Below are 13,781 nucleotides of genomic sequence, written 5' to 3' on the forward strand. Positions count from 1 at the left end.
CGACTCAGACCCCCAGGATCCTGCCCACGCGCCAGCCGTCGTCGCCGCGCATGATCTCGGTCAGCAAGACCTTGGTCTCGGTGTACTTCCGGTAGCCGGCGACAGTGGTGTCCACGGTCACCTTGCGCCACACCCGCGTCGGGGTGTCCGCCTGCTGGCGCACCCGGTCGTCGTCGGCCGGTCCGACGGTGACCTTGTCCACTGTGGACACGCCGCCGTTGGAGACCAGTTCTCCCCACGCCTTGTCGTCGAACTGCCGAAGGTTCTCGCGCAGGGCGGAGGTCATCCACGGCGCCGCGCGGTCCACCGCCGCCTTGTGGGTCTTGTCCACCGGCGGGTTACGGGCCCAGTACGCCCGCGCCCAGTCCTCCGCCGTCTTCTCCGGCTTGCTGAGGTCCGGCTTCGGAGAGTCCGAGGGGGACGCGACCGGAGAGGGACCGGTGCCCTGTCTCCAGCGCAATTGCCCCGGCACCCCCTCCTCGGTGGCGGCCCCGGCCTCGGCTCCCGGCCGTACGACCCGCGCCGACGCGTCGTGGTCCGGCCACCAGTGGTTGGCAGCCGCCCCGAGGGCCAGGAACCCGACGATCACCAGGATGGCGCCGCCCGCGGTGACCGGTTCCCGGCGCCTCTCCTCCGCGAGGCGGCGCTTGAGCTCCGCCTTCCGGCCCTGCCGGTAGACCTTGCGGGCCCGGCGGCGCAGGGACCGCTTGGGAGCCTCCTCGATCTCCTCGGGGTACTCGTACGGGGTCTTCAGCAGTTCCCGCCACTCGGCCGGGTCCTGCGGCCCTTGCTGCTTCCTGCTCACGTGTTCCTCCTGCGGCGGCGGTTGGGGGCCGGCGTGCGGGCGGCGGTGGCGGCACCGGAGGAGGGACGATTCCGCACACCTGTGGAGCCGCTCCGGTGCGCGACGGACGCCGTCCTGCGCTCGTCCTTGATGCGCTGCTGCCGGGGCACGCTGCGCAGCTTCGGCCCCTGGCGGAAGGAGTGGGCATCCCGGCCGTTGCCGGGCTTCGAGGGCGCGGGCCGGCGCCGGTCCGCGGCCTGCTGCTGCCCCGTGGCCCCCGCCCGGCCGGTCTGCGCAGGTGCGTTCCGGCCGCGGGCCTTCTCCCGCTGCGCGGCGACGTTCGCGGACTTCGGGCGCACGTTGGCCACCTGGGTGGAACGACGCTCCGGCAGGTCCGCGGTCTTGCCCGTGCCGCTGCGGTACGCGCCCGCACGGGTCACCCCGCCGGCACCGCGCGAGCTGTCCGCGCCCACGCCGCGTTCGCCCGCGCCGCGCCCGCCCGCGCCCGACTGTGCCGATCCGGCCTTGGACTTGTCGCCTCCGCGCGCGCCGAGCGGGACAGTGGAGTTGGTGGCGGCCCAGGAACTCATGGCCATGGCCTTGCCGACGTGGGAGACCTTCTCGTCGAAGGCCTTCGCGCCCTTCCGCGCACCCGCTGCCGTGTACTTGCCGGCTTGCTTTCCGGCATACCCGGTACCGCGCATCGCCTTCCCGGCCGTCCATCCGGTGGCCTTTCCGGCGAGGCGGCTGGCCTGGCGTCCCATCGCCATGCCGAACGCCGAACCACCGGGGCTCAGCGACCCCGTGACACCGACGATGCTCTCCATCACGGCACGGAACTTGAACGCGACGATCGCGCTGGTGATGCTGACGCCGACGGAGGCGAAGTAGCCGTACGTGCCCAGCATCGTGATGCTGACGGTGTTCAGCACCAGGACGACGCCCAGCACCATCGTGCTCACGAACGACTGCATGGCGAAGCCCAGAAGGGCATCGAACCAGCGCATGCCCCACTGCCGCGGCCTGCCGGGAATCACCCACAGACAGGCGAAGACCACCCCCGCGAGGAGCAGCATCAACGCGCCGATCAGCGAGGCGAGGGAAGCGAAGGCCAAGGCGATGGCGAGGACGGCGAACAGCACGGCGCAGACGAAGGCGGCGACCGCGACCGTGACACGGCCGGCGTTCTTGCCCTGTCGCCACTTCATGGCCGATACGCCGACCTTCTCGTCGCTGACGACCTTGCTCAGGTACTCCTGCCGGGCATCGCCGAAGTCGTCATCCTTCGGGTCCTCGCCCGTTTTCCTGAGGGTCTGCTCGCCGAATTCCTTGCAGGTATCGAGGTTGCCGAATTCGGCGATGCACCAAGGAGTGGCGACGTACGACCGCCAGATCGCGTCGGTGGACTTGCGAACCAGCTTGTTCTTCTTCGATTCCTCCGCTGCCTGCTTCTTCTTGGGATCCTGCTCGTCCTTGGCGTCCTGCCCGTTGTCCTTGAGGTCCGCGTCCCCCTTGACGGCGAACGGCTCCTTCACATCACGGTCCAGGCCGGCGCTGGTGGCCTCCGTGGCGATGCTGGAACCGATACTGCGCACACTCGCCAGGCCATCGACCCATACGCCCGGGGTCGCCACCAGCGACACCGCCAGTACGCCCGAGGCCGCCACCCAGCCGAGCTGGCTCAGCCCGCTGCCGCTCGCCTTCCGGTGATTGGCCCAGGCCACCAAGGCGCCCACGGCCAGGGCCGAGGGCAGCAAGGTCTCGGAGACCGTTCCGCCCGCGCTGGATATGGATTTGGTGATCCCGTCGTGAATGTCTTTGACGTCGGTGAAGCTCAACGTCCACTGGACGGCGACCACGGCCGACTGGGTGACGAAGACGGTCAGCCCCATGAAGAGATCGGCGATGCCGTTGAGCATCGACCAGCCGATGTCCTTCCAGCCCAGCTCGTTGTCCAGCCGGAAGTAGAGAGCGGCGCCGAACTGCTCGTAGAGGGTGGAGCCACCGCCCTTGCCCACGCTGGGGGTGCGCAGGAGGTCGCCGATGCCCGCCGGCTTGTACTTGTCGTACTTCTTGTCATCGGCCGCCGCGGCCCCCGCGGTCACCATCAACGTGGTGAGCGCACCGAGGAGGGGTATCGCGAGGGTACGGAAGCGGGGGAGTCTCATTCCCTAGGACCTCATCAGGGCGCTGCGGACGGGGCTGGAGGCCGACATCTCCTCGTCGCGGATGTGCGTGGACTGGTCGACCAGCCACGTGCCGTCGGCTTTGACCATGCGCACGGCCCAGCGGCGGAAGAAGGTCCGCGCACCGTCGACGGTCTTCTCCGTGACCATCAGGCCGGTGCCCTCGACGTGGTTCTTGATCGGCGGCACGGCCAGCGGCGCTCCCTCGGTGGTCACGGTGCCCATGGGCTCGGGCTTCTCACCGTCCAGATAGCGGAAACGCTCCACGCACCCGTCGAGCCCCCCGTCCCCCTGCTCGTTCGGGGTCCTCAGGGCGCACATCGTCCGTACGTCGTTGGCAATGTCGGACTTCACGTACCGGACGGCGACATCCTTCATCGCCGCCTCGTCCTTCGCCCGCGCCCGGGCCTCCGCGTCCGCCCGGGCGCGCTCCTCCTCGGTGACGCCCGGGTCGCCCCCGGTCCGTCCGCCCTTGCTGTCCGAGGACGACGAGCACCCCGCCACCATCAGGACCGACGCCGCCACCGCGGCCACCGCCGTCACCCGCTTCACGCGCCTACCTCCTGAGGCTCGGACTTGCTCATCGACACCGGGTCCGGCCCCGCCCCCACGCCGGTCGTCTTCGGCGTCGTGCTCAGCAGCTCCAGCACCTCCAGCGACGGCACGTCGAACTGCACCGTCGCGCTGTTGAAGCGGCGGTCGCGCATGATGCAGTGGCCGTGCCTGATCTCCTGCGTCACGTCGACGCCGATCGCCTGGATGAGCTGGCGCGTGTGGTCGCCCTTCGGCAGGTCGAGCAGGGCCGCCATGGCGTCCTGCTGTTCCGACGTCGTGAGCTGGAAGCCGAAGACCGTGGTCATCTGCTCCACCAGACCCGTGAGGCTCGCCAGCGACTCCGGGTCCTGCGTGTCGACGACCAGGGCGGTGTGCAGCGCACGGCCGACTCGGGCGATGTACTGCAGGAACGAACTGCCCTCGCGGGTGGCCGTCAGCACGTGCACCTCCGGTACCGCGACGACCTTGCGCAGGCCGCGCAGGTCCTTGCGGCCGGCCATGCTGATGCCGTACGCGAGCAGCGAGTGGACGAGCGCGACCGAGAGCCGCTGGTGGACCGACCAGTCGTCACGGTCGTCGTCGGGGGACGGCAGCGTGATGCCGGGGACCTGGACGACCCAGATGCCCGGTGTGGGCGTGAGCAGCGAGGAGCCGTCCGGCCTGCCCATGAAGGGCGCGCCGAGGCCGGTCAGCGACAGCTCGTACAGGGCGTTGCCCGCCTCGCGCGAGAGCTCGTCCTCGGAGCGCCGCAACCACTCGATGACCTTCCAGGTCGCCGGGTCGCCCGCGGCGATGACCTCGTTGACCGCGCTCTGGATCGGGGTCTCCGCACCGCGCATCCGCAGGTGCTGCGGCAGGGCGATGCCGAGCTGCGCCGGCACCTCGGTCTGCGCGCGCTCGGCGCTCTCGCCGGACAGCAGGGCGAAGAGGTCGGCGACGCCCGCGAACTGCGCCCCGGTCTCGATCAGATGGGCGTTGAGCCCGAAGCGCTGCCCGGCCGACACGAGGCCGCCCATGTCGCCCTTGAAGTCCAGCGCCAGCACGAACGAACCGCGGAAGCCGGAGTCCAGCAGGGACAGCATCATCGCGGTCGTCTTGCCACGGCCGCTTCGGCCGATGAACGCCGTGGTCGTGGCGTCGCCACGCTCGGAGCCACCGGTCAGGTCGTTGCGCACGACACCGGGCGTCGAGCCGGTCAGGTAGCCGATCGCCGGGCCCGTGTCGTCACCGACCGACGCGCCGCCCCAGAACCAGGAACCGGCGAACGCGCCGACCGTGCGCGTGTGCACCAGGTCCGGCACCCGCAGCATGTCGCCGGGCTGGGACTCCAGCCACAGCTCGCGCTGTTCCTCGGCGGCGACGCTGACCTCGATGCCGAGGCCGCCGTAGAAGCCGATGACGGCGTCGCAGCGGGCGCGCAGATCGTCCAGGGAGACGTCACTGCTGACGATCAGGCGGGGGTGGTCCTCCATCAACGTGACGTCCTCGCGCTTCATGTCGCGCGAGAGGCTCGTCATCGTCTCCTCGGTCTCCTCGATCTCCTGCGCGGTCTCGCCGGCGGAGTGCTTGGCGGCGCTCTGCCGCTGCTCCTTGGCGAGCCTGCGCACCTCGTCGATCGCCTTCAGGGCGTCCCGCTTGTGCAGGACCTTGAAGCGGACGGAGGGCTCGGGGTTGACCGGCTTGACCTGGATGTCGGTGTCGTGGCCGTCGTCCCCGTACTCGGGGACGTAGGTGATCTCCGCGACGGCCCGCAGCCACTCCCCCGCGCCCGGGGACTCCATCTCCTCCGGGAAGCCGTCCATGGTGAGGATCGCGGTCCAGGACGTGGTCCCGCCGTGCTGGTCGACGAAGCGCAGGTGGTCGGGGTAGGGCAGGACGCGGCCGCGGGTGAGCTGGGCCAGCTTGGCGCCGGAGATCATTCCTTCGCCGTCCGGCGTCGGCAGCACGGTGCCGCGGCGCTGCTCACGGGCGATCATCCAGGCCAGCATCTCCACCGTGGCCGGCTGCGCCTTCCACGGCGTCGTCTCCAGCTGCCGGCCCAGGCGCCGGGTGAGCGCGTCCAGGCGGGCTATCTCCTTGTGGGAGACGGAGGTCGAGCCGATGCCCAGGGCATCCTGCACGCCCCTGCTGCCCCGGGCCTTGGCCTGCGTGGACCGCTCGGAGATGCGCACGCCGAGCAGCAGCAGCCGGGTCGGCAGCTCCAGATCGTCGAGGCGGTCGACACGGATGTCGGCCCACTCCCCGTAGTTGCCGGCCGAGAAGAGGGTGTCCGCCTCGTTCCGGTACTCGTCGGCGTTCAACGGCGCCCACAGCACCTTCAGATGACAGTCGTAACCGGAGAGCGTACGGGCCAGCGCGCTGCTCGCCTGGTCGTGCTCGGCGTCCCGGGCGCTCTCCGACATCAGGTCGGTGTTGGAGCCCGAGAGGATGAACCACGCCTCGGCGTGCGTCTCGGTGACGACCAGTCCGTCGGCGACGGCGACGTAGCGGGGCGGCGGGGCGGAACGGTCACCCTCGACGCCGAGAAAACGGGCGATGCCCTTGAACAACTTCAAAGTCGGGTCCCTTACGTGCCTTTCGGGCCGGGCATGTGCCCCGCCCCGCCCGTCCATACCTGCTGGGCGGCGTGCTGCGCCGCCTGCTCGGCCGCCGCCTGCTCGGCGGCCTTGCGTTCCTTGCCGGAGAGGCCGCGCATCCGGGCGCGGTAGACGTGGTCCGGCCCGTAGAGCCGGGGACGGGCGTCGAGCTTCACCGGGCGGCCCGCCATGACCTTGGGCTCCTCGCCGCCGAGCGCTCCCTCGAACACGCCCATGCCCGGCAGGGCCAGGAACTCGTCCGTACGCTCGCCCAGCCGGGCCCGGAGCGGCAGCCACTCGCTGCGATCGGCCGCGCGCCGCCCGCCGTTGACGACCGGCCGGTGGCCCACCGTCAGATAGCGGAAGGCCAGCGCCCACTGGGTCAGGTTCCAGCGCCGCTCGTTACGGCGCGAGCGCTGCGCGCCGTAGAACGTGATGAGCGCGGGCGGGGCGAAGTAGAGGGTGAAGAGGAACTGCGACGGGAGGCCGAAGACGAGCAGCAGTCCACCCACCCAGACCGCGTAGATCGCGGCACCGGTCACCAGGACGCGGCGGGACGGACCCTCGCCGAGATCCATGCCGAGCAGCTCGTGCTGCCGCGTCTCCAGGTCGAAGTGGCGGGTGAAGGTGTGCCCCACCCTCATGAGCCGGCCACTTTGGTCCAGATGTCCTTCAGCATTTGGATCGTGACATCCGATTCGAAGACGAAACCGGCCACGACCACACCGGCCAGGAAGTGGCCGAGGAGCTCGCCCCATTCGCGCTTCGCGTAGTGGCCGATGGCCCTGACCGCGAGAACGATCAGGAAGATGTTCCCGGCGATCAGAATGACCCAGGACTTGAGTTCGACGCCACTGGTCAGCGCGAGTTGCATCGGAATTCCCCCATGGTGATACGGGCAGCGGTGAATGGATGAGTGCCGGAGGACCGGCGGAAAAGGGTGTCGGTGGTACGGACGGCCGACCGGCTACGGCGTGAGACCGCCGTGGACCTCGGCGACCTGCCAGCGCTCGGCCTGAGTGGACGACACACGGGTCAGCTTGACCCGGTAGGTCTGCTCGATCTCGGCCCCGCCGACGTTCCAGCTGACGACGGCCGTACCGACGCGGTCGGTTCCGCTTCCCTCGTCGACGACCCAGTTGCGGATCGCGCCGAGCGTCATGCCGGACGGCAGGGCCGGAATGGAGGCGCCGGGCGCGGCGACCGATTCGGCCTCGCCCGTGGCGTATTTGGAGAAGAACTCCTCGACCACACCGCGGGTCCTGTCGGCGAACTCCATGTCGTTGGTCCTGGAGTCCAGTGCCGGTACGGACGGGCCGCCGTTCGGCACGCCGACGATTCCGGGCTGGCCGGTGACGACGACGCGGCCGGCGGCCTGGACGACGGGGATTTCCAGGCCCATCCACCGGGCGGTGGGCTTGGCGTCTTTCTTGCCGTCGTCCTTCTTGGAGTCGTCCTTCTTGTCGCCCTTGTCGGCAGGCGCGGCGTCGGAGGCCGGACCGTTCACGAGGGCGTCCACCCGGACGCGGGCACGCTTGTCACCGAGCACGGAGACGGTGCTCGGCTGAACGACGATCACCTGCTGACGGCCCTTGGAGTTCCAGCCGGCGGTGGTGTCGGTGCCCCTCGGCATGTCCCGCGCCAGGGCGTCGGCACGGGCCTGCGGGTCGCCCTCGTCCCAGGTCAGGTACGAGCGTGCGAACCGTGCGGCGACCGCCTGCGCCTCCTGAACCGGATACTGCGGCCCGCTGTCGGCCTTGGCCGGCGCGGGCTCGGGCGTGGCGGGCGCCCAGATCCACGACCGGACACCGGTGATCGCGGCGAGGGCGACGACGCCCCAGAGCACGCCACGGCCGGCCTTCACCGCGAACTTGGCGCCGCTCTTCTCGTCCTCGATCTGCCAGGGGACCTGGCCGGCGGGGGCGGTCTTGGCCTCCGCTTCCGGCGTCGTCGCCTCGGTCCGGGCGGGCCCCGGCGTCTGCGCCTGGAGCCGCGCCGCGGCGTCCGTCCACTGCTGCAGCCCGGCGGGCGCGGGCGCGGCGACGGGCTGGGACGCCGGGGCAGCATGTGGCGCGAGCATGTCAGCAGTCGGTGCGGCCGCGGCCTTATCGCGCGGCTCCGGCAGATTCAGTATTCGCCGCGCGACTGTCTTGAATGTGCTCAACCTCTGGCGACCCTTCCCCCGTACAAGGCCTGAGTGCCAGGACAGTACGTTGGCCGATTACCGATCGTCAAACGGCTTCATTTGACCGCTAGTAACAGAACAGTGACTAACTCCGACCGCTTCAATCGGGCCAAAAGTCCGACAAGGTGGACTGCGTCGGAAACGCCCGCCGCCGCATCAGGGCCGGGCCGGGCCGACGCGACCGCGTCGGCGGTGGGCCGGGTGGATGACCTGGCGTCAGGACGGCCAATCGACCCGGCCTTTGTAGCCAATCTGTTGCGAAGATCAGGGCTGTCCCAAAGCCCTACGCCATCGATCGCCCGCGACCTCGCGACTGCGTCGGGAGAGGAGCGGCAGGGGCCGACTGGGCGTTGGACGGCCGGACCGGGCCGGTCTTTGCGGCCAGTCTGTCGCGAAGGCCGGGACCGCCGGTCCCCAGTGATTCGCCGAGGTCATTGCCGAGGCCGATCGCCGACTGCTGCGGCTCCACCGCCTTGGCAGCGGCGGCATGAGTGGCCCTGAGGTCCGTCTCCATTCGCCGGACGTGCTCGACGACTTCGGGGTCCACATTCGGGTTGAGAGTGGCACGGATCTTGCGATTGTCCAGCTCTTCGACGCCCGGAGGTACGCGTACGTTCTCGTACCGCTCGTTCTGCAGCAGGTCCGATGCCTCTTGGTAGGCCTCGGACCGCTTCGGCTCCATTTCGGTGTTGAAGTCTTCGAACTTCCCGGAGCGGGCGAGCTCATAGAGCTCGTGGTTATCCGATTTGGCCTTGAAACTCTCCGGGGTGTGGAACTGGAGCTCGAACTTCTCCTCGGTCTCCGGGTGCTCCCATGAGGTGTTGACACCCTTGTACACCGGGTCTTCCCAGGTGTTGTGCTCGGAAATGGGCTCGTAGCCACGCGCCCGGAGCTCCGCGTACGTCTGCTTCGTACCCCGGACATAGTTTTCCGCGTCAAAGGTCAGCGTGTAGCGGTTGAGGTCCTCGACGTTCTCGCAGATGTCCTCGACGTCACCGTCACGCTTCGCCGCCACTGCGGCCTTGCGCCTGAAGGAGTCCACGCCCTTGAGGGAGTACTCCAGGCCCTCCAGTCTGCCTCCGTGCGAGGCCGACCTCTGTTCGATACCGCTCATGATGCCGTCGAGACGCCCCCGCGCCTTCTCGGCGGCCTCCCAGCGGGCCGTCACCTGACGGTTCTGGTCGGCCGTCAGTGTCAGGTGATCCTCGGACTTCTCCTTGGAACCCTGCCACGCGCCGACGTCGGAGCCGCTCACAGTTCGGTGGCCCCCATCACGCCACGAATCTCCTGAAGGAGCCGCTCGGCCTCTTCGACGGTGATCTCCTCCAGATGCGGAGGGTTGGTCTGGCGCGCGTCGAAGAATTCGAAGACGGCGCTGTCCGGCTCCCAGACATTGCCCTGCATGAACGTCTCGTCGTAGATGCGCTCCGGACTCCTGCGGCGACGTACGACCGTGGTCGGGCCCTTGCCCGACTTCCACCTGCGCTCACTGGAGTAGTAGGCCCAGTACTGCACCCAGCCCTGTCGGTCGGCCTCGAACTCCGCGGCGCGCTCGGCGGTCACCGCGAAGAGGGCTTCCGGCATGGGCCGGTGCTCGATCGTGTTCTCGACCTGGTGCCACCCCCAGTCGAGCAGCGACAGAAACTCCCACTCGTCGCCCGACCGGCGCCAAAGGCTGGACGGACGCTCCTCGGTGTAAGGCGGAGTCGCCTTGACGAAATATTCGTACTTGTTCTGATCGGTCATCAGTAACTCTCCTTTGCCGTGTTCCTGCCGTAGCGCTCGCTCTGCACCAGCTCGGCCGCCTGCTCCCGCGCCTTGGAAATGTCGACGCCCTCGGCGTCGCGCCGCACCCGGATTGAGCGGTAGAGATCGTAGAGGAGATGGTTCTCCGACTGGACCGAATAACTCTCGGCCGTGTGGAACCGGATCTCGAACCGCGGCTCTCCGCCCGGACGTTGCCAGGCCGCCCGGAATCCCTTGTAGAGAGGGTCCTCCCAGGTGTTCCGTTCCGAGCCGGGTACGAGCTCGAAGCCCTGCTCGTGCAGAAGGGCATATGTCTGCTGGACACCCGCCGTGTAGTGGTCGGTTGCGAGGACGAGGGTGTAGCGATTGAGGTCACTCACCTTGCGCGCGAACGCCGCGACATCCACCCGCAGTCGTTTCCGCGCCGCCGCCTGACGGCGGAAGGCGAGCAGGCCCTTCAACCGGTACTGCTTTCCCTCCAGACGGGCGCCGTACGGTTCACCCAGCCGGGCCGCGAGGGTCTCCAGAACGGCGTCGAGGTGTTCGTGGGCCGCGCGGGCCTTTTCCCAGCGGACCGTGACGAGGAGGTTCTCCTCGGCCGTCAGCGCCAGGGGGCGGGCGTCGTCCGGGCGGGCGTCCTGCCAGGCCCCGACCGGCTTGTCCGTACTCACAGCCCGGTGTCCCCGTTCACCAGCCGCGCCGCCTCCGCCGCGTCGATCTCCACCAGATGCGGAGGGTCGGAGGGCCGGGCGCTGAGGAAGTCGTGGACGGCGTCGGTCGGCTCCCAGGCGCCGTCCGGTCCGTACGCCTCGTCGTGGATGCGCTCCGGACTGCGCCGGCGCCGGACCACCGTGGTCGGCGGGGTGCCGGCCCGCCAGTCGGCCTCGTCGGCGTGGTGGGCCCAGTACGTGACCCAGGACTGCCGGTCCGCGGCCAGTTCCAGCGCGCGTCCGGCCGTGACCGGGTGCAGGATCTCCCGCCCCACCGGCAGCTCCGCCGCGGCGTGCCACTCCCAGTCGAGCAGGGAGAGGTACTCCCAGGTGTCGTCGGCGCGGCGCCACAGGCCGTCCGGCCGGTCCGGGGTCCGCCCCCGCGGGACCTCGGCGAAGAAGGCGTACCGCGCGTTCTCCAGGCGACGGCGCTCGGACTCCGCCTCGGCGGCGCGGGCGCGGAGGGCGGCCGTGTCGGTGGGGCGGCCGGGGCGGTCCGGGGAGTGCTCGGTCTCGCACTCGCCGAACATGTAGTTCTGCCGGATGCGCTCGACCGTGGGCCACAGCCACATCTGATGCCAGTACGCGAGCTCGGAACCGCTCCGGGCCGGGTCGGTGTCCGCCTCGACGGCCGCGCACCAGGCAGCGCGGAGGGCGGCGAGCTCCTCGACGACACCGCCGTGCGCCGGCCAGCAGGGCCAGATGCGCAAGTGGAGCTGGGGGGCGTAGTGGCGCCCGAGCCAGTCGGTCCAGTCGGCCAGGTCCTGCCAGTCCCGCTCCGTGGCCCGCAGCGACCACGGGAGGTGGTCACCGGCCACGGGAACGCCGCCTGCCCCGGTCTCCAGGGCGTTCAGGCGGCCGAGGATCTCGCCCAGGATCTCCTCGATCTCGCCCTGGTCGCGCTCGACGCCCAGGGCGAACTTCTTGATGTGCTCCTCGAGTTCCGCGCGGTAGGCGGCGAAGTCCGAGGCCTTCGGTGCGTCGTCCACGGCTTTCCCTACAGCTGCTCGAGCGGCGGTCGGCCGACGCGCGCCGCGCGGGTCGCCTGCTCACCGGCGCGCAGCGACTGGCCGTCGCGGCTCTGGTCCCACGGCTCCAGTTCGACGATGACGCCCGGCGCACCGCGGAAGAGGAGCAGGGCCTGGCCGTGCGGGAGCTGACGGATCTCCTCGGGGCGCAGGATGCGGCGTTCGCGCTTGACCTCGGAGGTGGTGTGGCCGAAGAGACGGCCGGTGTCCCGGGAGGTGGAGAGCTCGGCCAGCTCGGTCTCGCCGATCAGCTCGGAGAAGCGGCGCAGGGCCTCGACGTCCTTGAGACCGCCCATCACCAGCGTCGCGGCGGCGTTGTCGAGGAGAGTGGCCGCCTCCTTGTCGCCCCAGCGCAGACCGGCCTGGGCGAGGGACTGGAGGGCGTAGACGAGGTGGATGCCGTAGCCGCGCGCGTCGGAGGCGAGCGAGGGGAGCTTCGGGAGCGGGGCGACGTTGGCGACCTCGTCCAGCACCAGACGGAGGAAGGGGTCGAGCCGGCCCGACGGTGTCCGGGGCGCGCGGCGCTTGGCCGCGTCGACGACCTCGCCGAGCAGCATGGTGGTCAGCGGCGAGACGTTGGTCGAGGCGTTGGAGTCGCTGATGAGGACGAGGGTGTCGCGGGAGGCGACGAAGCGGTCCGCGTCGAAGACCGGCACGCCCTCCTGGGGGGTCACGCAGCGCAGGACCTTGCGCAGTGCGAGGGGCTCGATCTGCGCGGCGAGGGTCTGCCGGGTGGAGGCGACGGTCTCGTCGGCGCCCGTCGAGACGGAACGCAGCAGGACGTCCCAGCCCGGCTCGGCCCCCGGGTGGTCCGTGAGGATGGCGCGGGGTTCGCTCGCCTTCTCCAGGTTGGTGGCCCAGCGCAGCACGTGCTCGATGGTGCGGCCCTCGAGCGCGGCCGCGTGCAGCAGGCGGGTGAGGGCGGAGGAGGCGGTCTGCTGGAAGAAACCGGCGTTGGTGGACGAGCCGTCGTCGGCGCCCATGCCGACGGAGAACGACAGGGCGCGCGAGGTGGCGGTCTCGCCGTCCTGGCAGCCTGCCACCGGGTCCCACACCATGCGCTCCGGCCAGCCGACCGTGTCGAGCGGGTCGAAGACCCAGACCTTGCCCTGCCGGGAGCGCGGCTGGGCGATGACGTCGAGGACGTCGGCGCGCGTCGAGGTGACGACGAGCGGGCCGGGCGCGTCGAGACACGCGGGGATGACGACGTTGCGGGACTTGCCGCCGCCGGAGGGGGCGATGACCGCGATCGAGTCCTCCGGCGTGGCGACGAGCGGCTGCCCGCTGCCGAGCTGACGGCCCATCCGCCAGCCGAACTCGCGCAGTTCGGCGCGGGCGACGGCCTTGGGGTCGTAGCGGCCGTCCTTGCCGGAGAAGGTGGTGGCGCGAGTCTGCGCGGCGGCGGCCCGGGCGCGTGCCTCGCCGAGGTTGTGGCGGGCTTCGACGGCGGAGGCCAGGCCCTCGCCGCCGGCGCCGCGGGCGCGCCGCGCGCGGGCGCGTACGGCCAGCGTGATCAGGGCGACGGGCACGGCGATGAAGGCCAGCCAGACGCAGCCGGTGACGGCGGGCGAGGCGGCCCGGATGCCGTCCTCGCCCAGTGCGTCCAACGGCCGGTGCAGGGCGAGCGCCTTGACGGTCGAGGCGACGTCCGACACGGACATGCCGTCGGCGGTGGCCACCAGGGCCAGATGCCACGTGGCGAAGAGACCCGCCACGACGGCGACCCCCTTCGCCAGGGCTATTTCGCCCTGGGGCCCGCCGCCCTTTTCTCTTTTCCGCCCCGATTCCCGTGCGTTTGCCACGCGCGGCCCCCGTTCTCGCCTGCGTTCCTGACAGGTCCCCGACGGTAACACCAGTGATCCGAGTGAAAGCCCCAGGTCAAAGGTCTGGGCCTGCCACGCGGGCGCGGAGGGCCGGGCGCCCCGAGGGCCTGCGTTTCCGCGCCGGTACGATCAGCGGCATGCCGCAGGAGGCCCTTGACGATTTCGCCCGGCCCAGCAGGAACAACGTT

12 protein-coding genes are annotated in these 13,781 nt (G+C 70.4%); all 12 read right to left on the reverse strand.

Features of this window, described 5'->3' with window-relative positions; translation table 11 throughout:
* Positions 1-4 precede the first annotated feature (4 nt).
* The 12 genes from DXZ73_RS21670 to DXZ73_RS21725 all read right to left on the reverse strand — a co-directional run bounded on the left by DXZ73_RS21670 (position 5) and on the right by DXZ73_RS21725 (position 13,485).
* On the reverse strand, positions 5-805 hold the full coding sequence (locus DXZ73_RS21670; RefSeq protein ID WP_116212742.1) for a hypothetical protein: 801 nt from the start codon (positions 803-805) through the stop codon (positions 5-7).
* The gene (locus tag DXZ73_RS21675; protein WP_116212743.1) at positions 802-2,952 is read right to left on the reverse strand and encodes a hypothetical protein; all 2,151 of its coding nucleotides are present in this window, start codon (positions 2,950-2,952) and stop codon (positions 802-804) included. The genes DXZ73_RS21670 and DXZ73_RS21675 overlap by 4 nt, the downstream gene beginning before the upstream one ends.
* Positions 2,953-2,955: 3 nt before the next feature.
* The gene (locus DXZ73_RS21680; protein ID WP_116212744.1) at positions 2,956-3,522 is read right to left on the reverse strand and encodes a hypothetical protein; all 567 of its coding nucleotides are present in this window, start codon (positions 3,520-3,522) and stop codon (positions 2,956-2,958) included.
* On the reverse strand, positions 3,519-6,080 hold the full coding sequence (locus DXZ73_RS21685; RefSeq protein ID WP_116212745.1) for an ATP-binding protein: 2,562 nt from the start codon (positions 6,078-6,080) through the stop codon (positions 3,519-3,521). Before DXZ73_RS21685 ends, DXZ73_RS21680 begins: the two co-directional genes overlap by 4 nt.
* Before the next feature lie 11 nt (positions 6,081-6,091).
* Positions 6,092-6,745 carry a hypothetical protein gene (locus tag DXZ73_RS21690; RefSeq protein WP_162890275.1) on the reverse strand — a complete coding sequence of 218 codons (654 nt, stop codon included), beginning with the start codon at positions 6,743-6,745 and terminating at the stop codon, positions 6,092-6,094.
* A complete protein-coding gene (locus DXZ73_RS21695; protein ID WP_116212747.1) occupies positions 6,742-6,975 on the reverse strand; it encodes a hypothetical protein in 234 nt (77 codons plus the stop codon). Before DXZ73_RS21695 ends, DXZ73_RS21690 begins: the two co-directional genes overlap by 4 nt.
* Before the next feature lie 93 nt (positions 6,976-7,068).
* Positions 7,069-8,181: a conjugal transfer protein gene (locus DXZ73_RS21700; protein ID WP_116212748.1), complete on the reverse strand. Its 1,113-nt coding sequence runs from the start codon at positions 8,179-8,181 to the stop codon at positions 7,069-7,071.
* Positions 8,182-8,569: 388 nt separating this feature from the next.
* Complete coding sequence (locus tag DXZ73_RS21705; protein WP_116212749.1) at positions 8,570-9,541, reverse strand: hypothetical protein; 972 nt, start codon at positions 9,539-9,541, stop codon at positions 8,570-8,572.
* A complete protein-coding gene (locus tag DXZ73_RS21710; protein ID WP_116212750.1) occupies positions 9,538-10,032 on the reverse strand; it encodes a hypothetical protein in 495 nt (164 codons plus the stop codon). The genes DXZ73_RS21705 and DXZ73_RS21710 overlap by 4 nt, the downstream gene beginning before the upstream one ends.
* Positions 10,032-10,703 (reverse strand): hypothetical protein, encoded by a 672-nt coding sequence (locus tag DXZ73_RS21715; RefSeq protein WP_116212751.1) that lies wholly within the window; start codon positions 10,701-10,703, stop codon positions 10,032-10,034. The genes DXZ73_RS21710 and DXZ73_RS21715 overlap by 1 nt, the downstream gene beginning before the upstream one ends.
* Positions 10,700-11,731 carry a hypothetical protein gene (locus tag DXZ73_RS21720; protein WP_116212752.1) on the reverse strand — a complete coding sequence of 344 codons (1,032 nt, stop codon included), beginning with the start codon at positions 11,729-11,731 and terminating at the stop codon, positions 10,700-10,702. The genes DXZ73_RS21715 and DXZ73_RS21720 overlap by 4 nt, the downstream gene beginning before the upstream one ends.
* A gap of 8 nt (positions 11,732-11,739) precedes the next feature.
* Positions 11,740-13,485: a type IV secretory system conjugative DNA transfer family protein gene (locus DXZ73_RS21725; RefSeq protein WP_116212753.1), complete on the reverse strand. Its 1,746-nt coding sequence runs from the start codon at positions 13,483-13,485 to the stop codon at positions 11,740-11,742.
* Positions 13,486-13,781: the final 296 nt, after the last annotated feature.

Source organism: Streptoverticillium olivoreticuli subsp. olivoreticuli, from assembly GCF_003391135.1.
GTDB lineage: Bacteria > Actinomycetota > Actinomycetes > Streptomycetales > Streptomycetaceae > Streptomyces > Streptomyces blastmyceticus.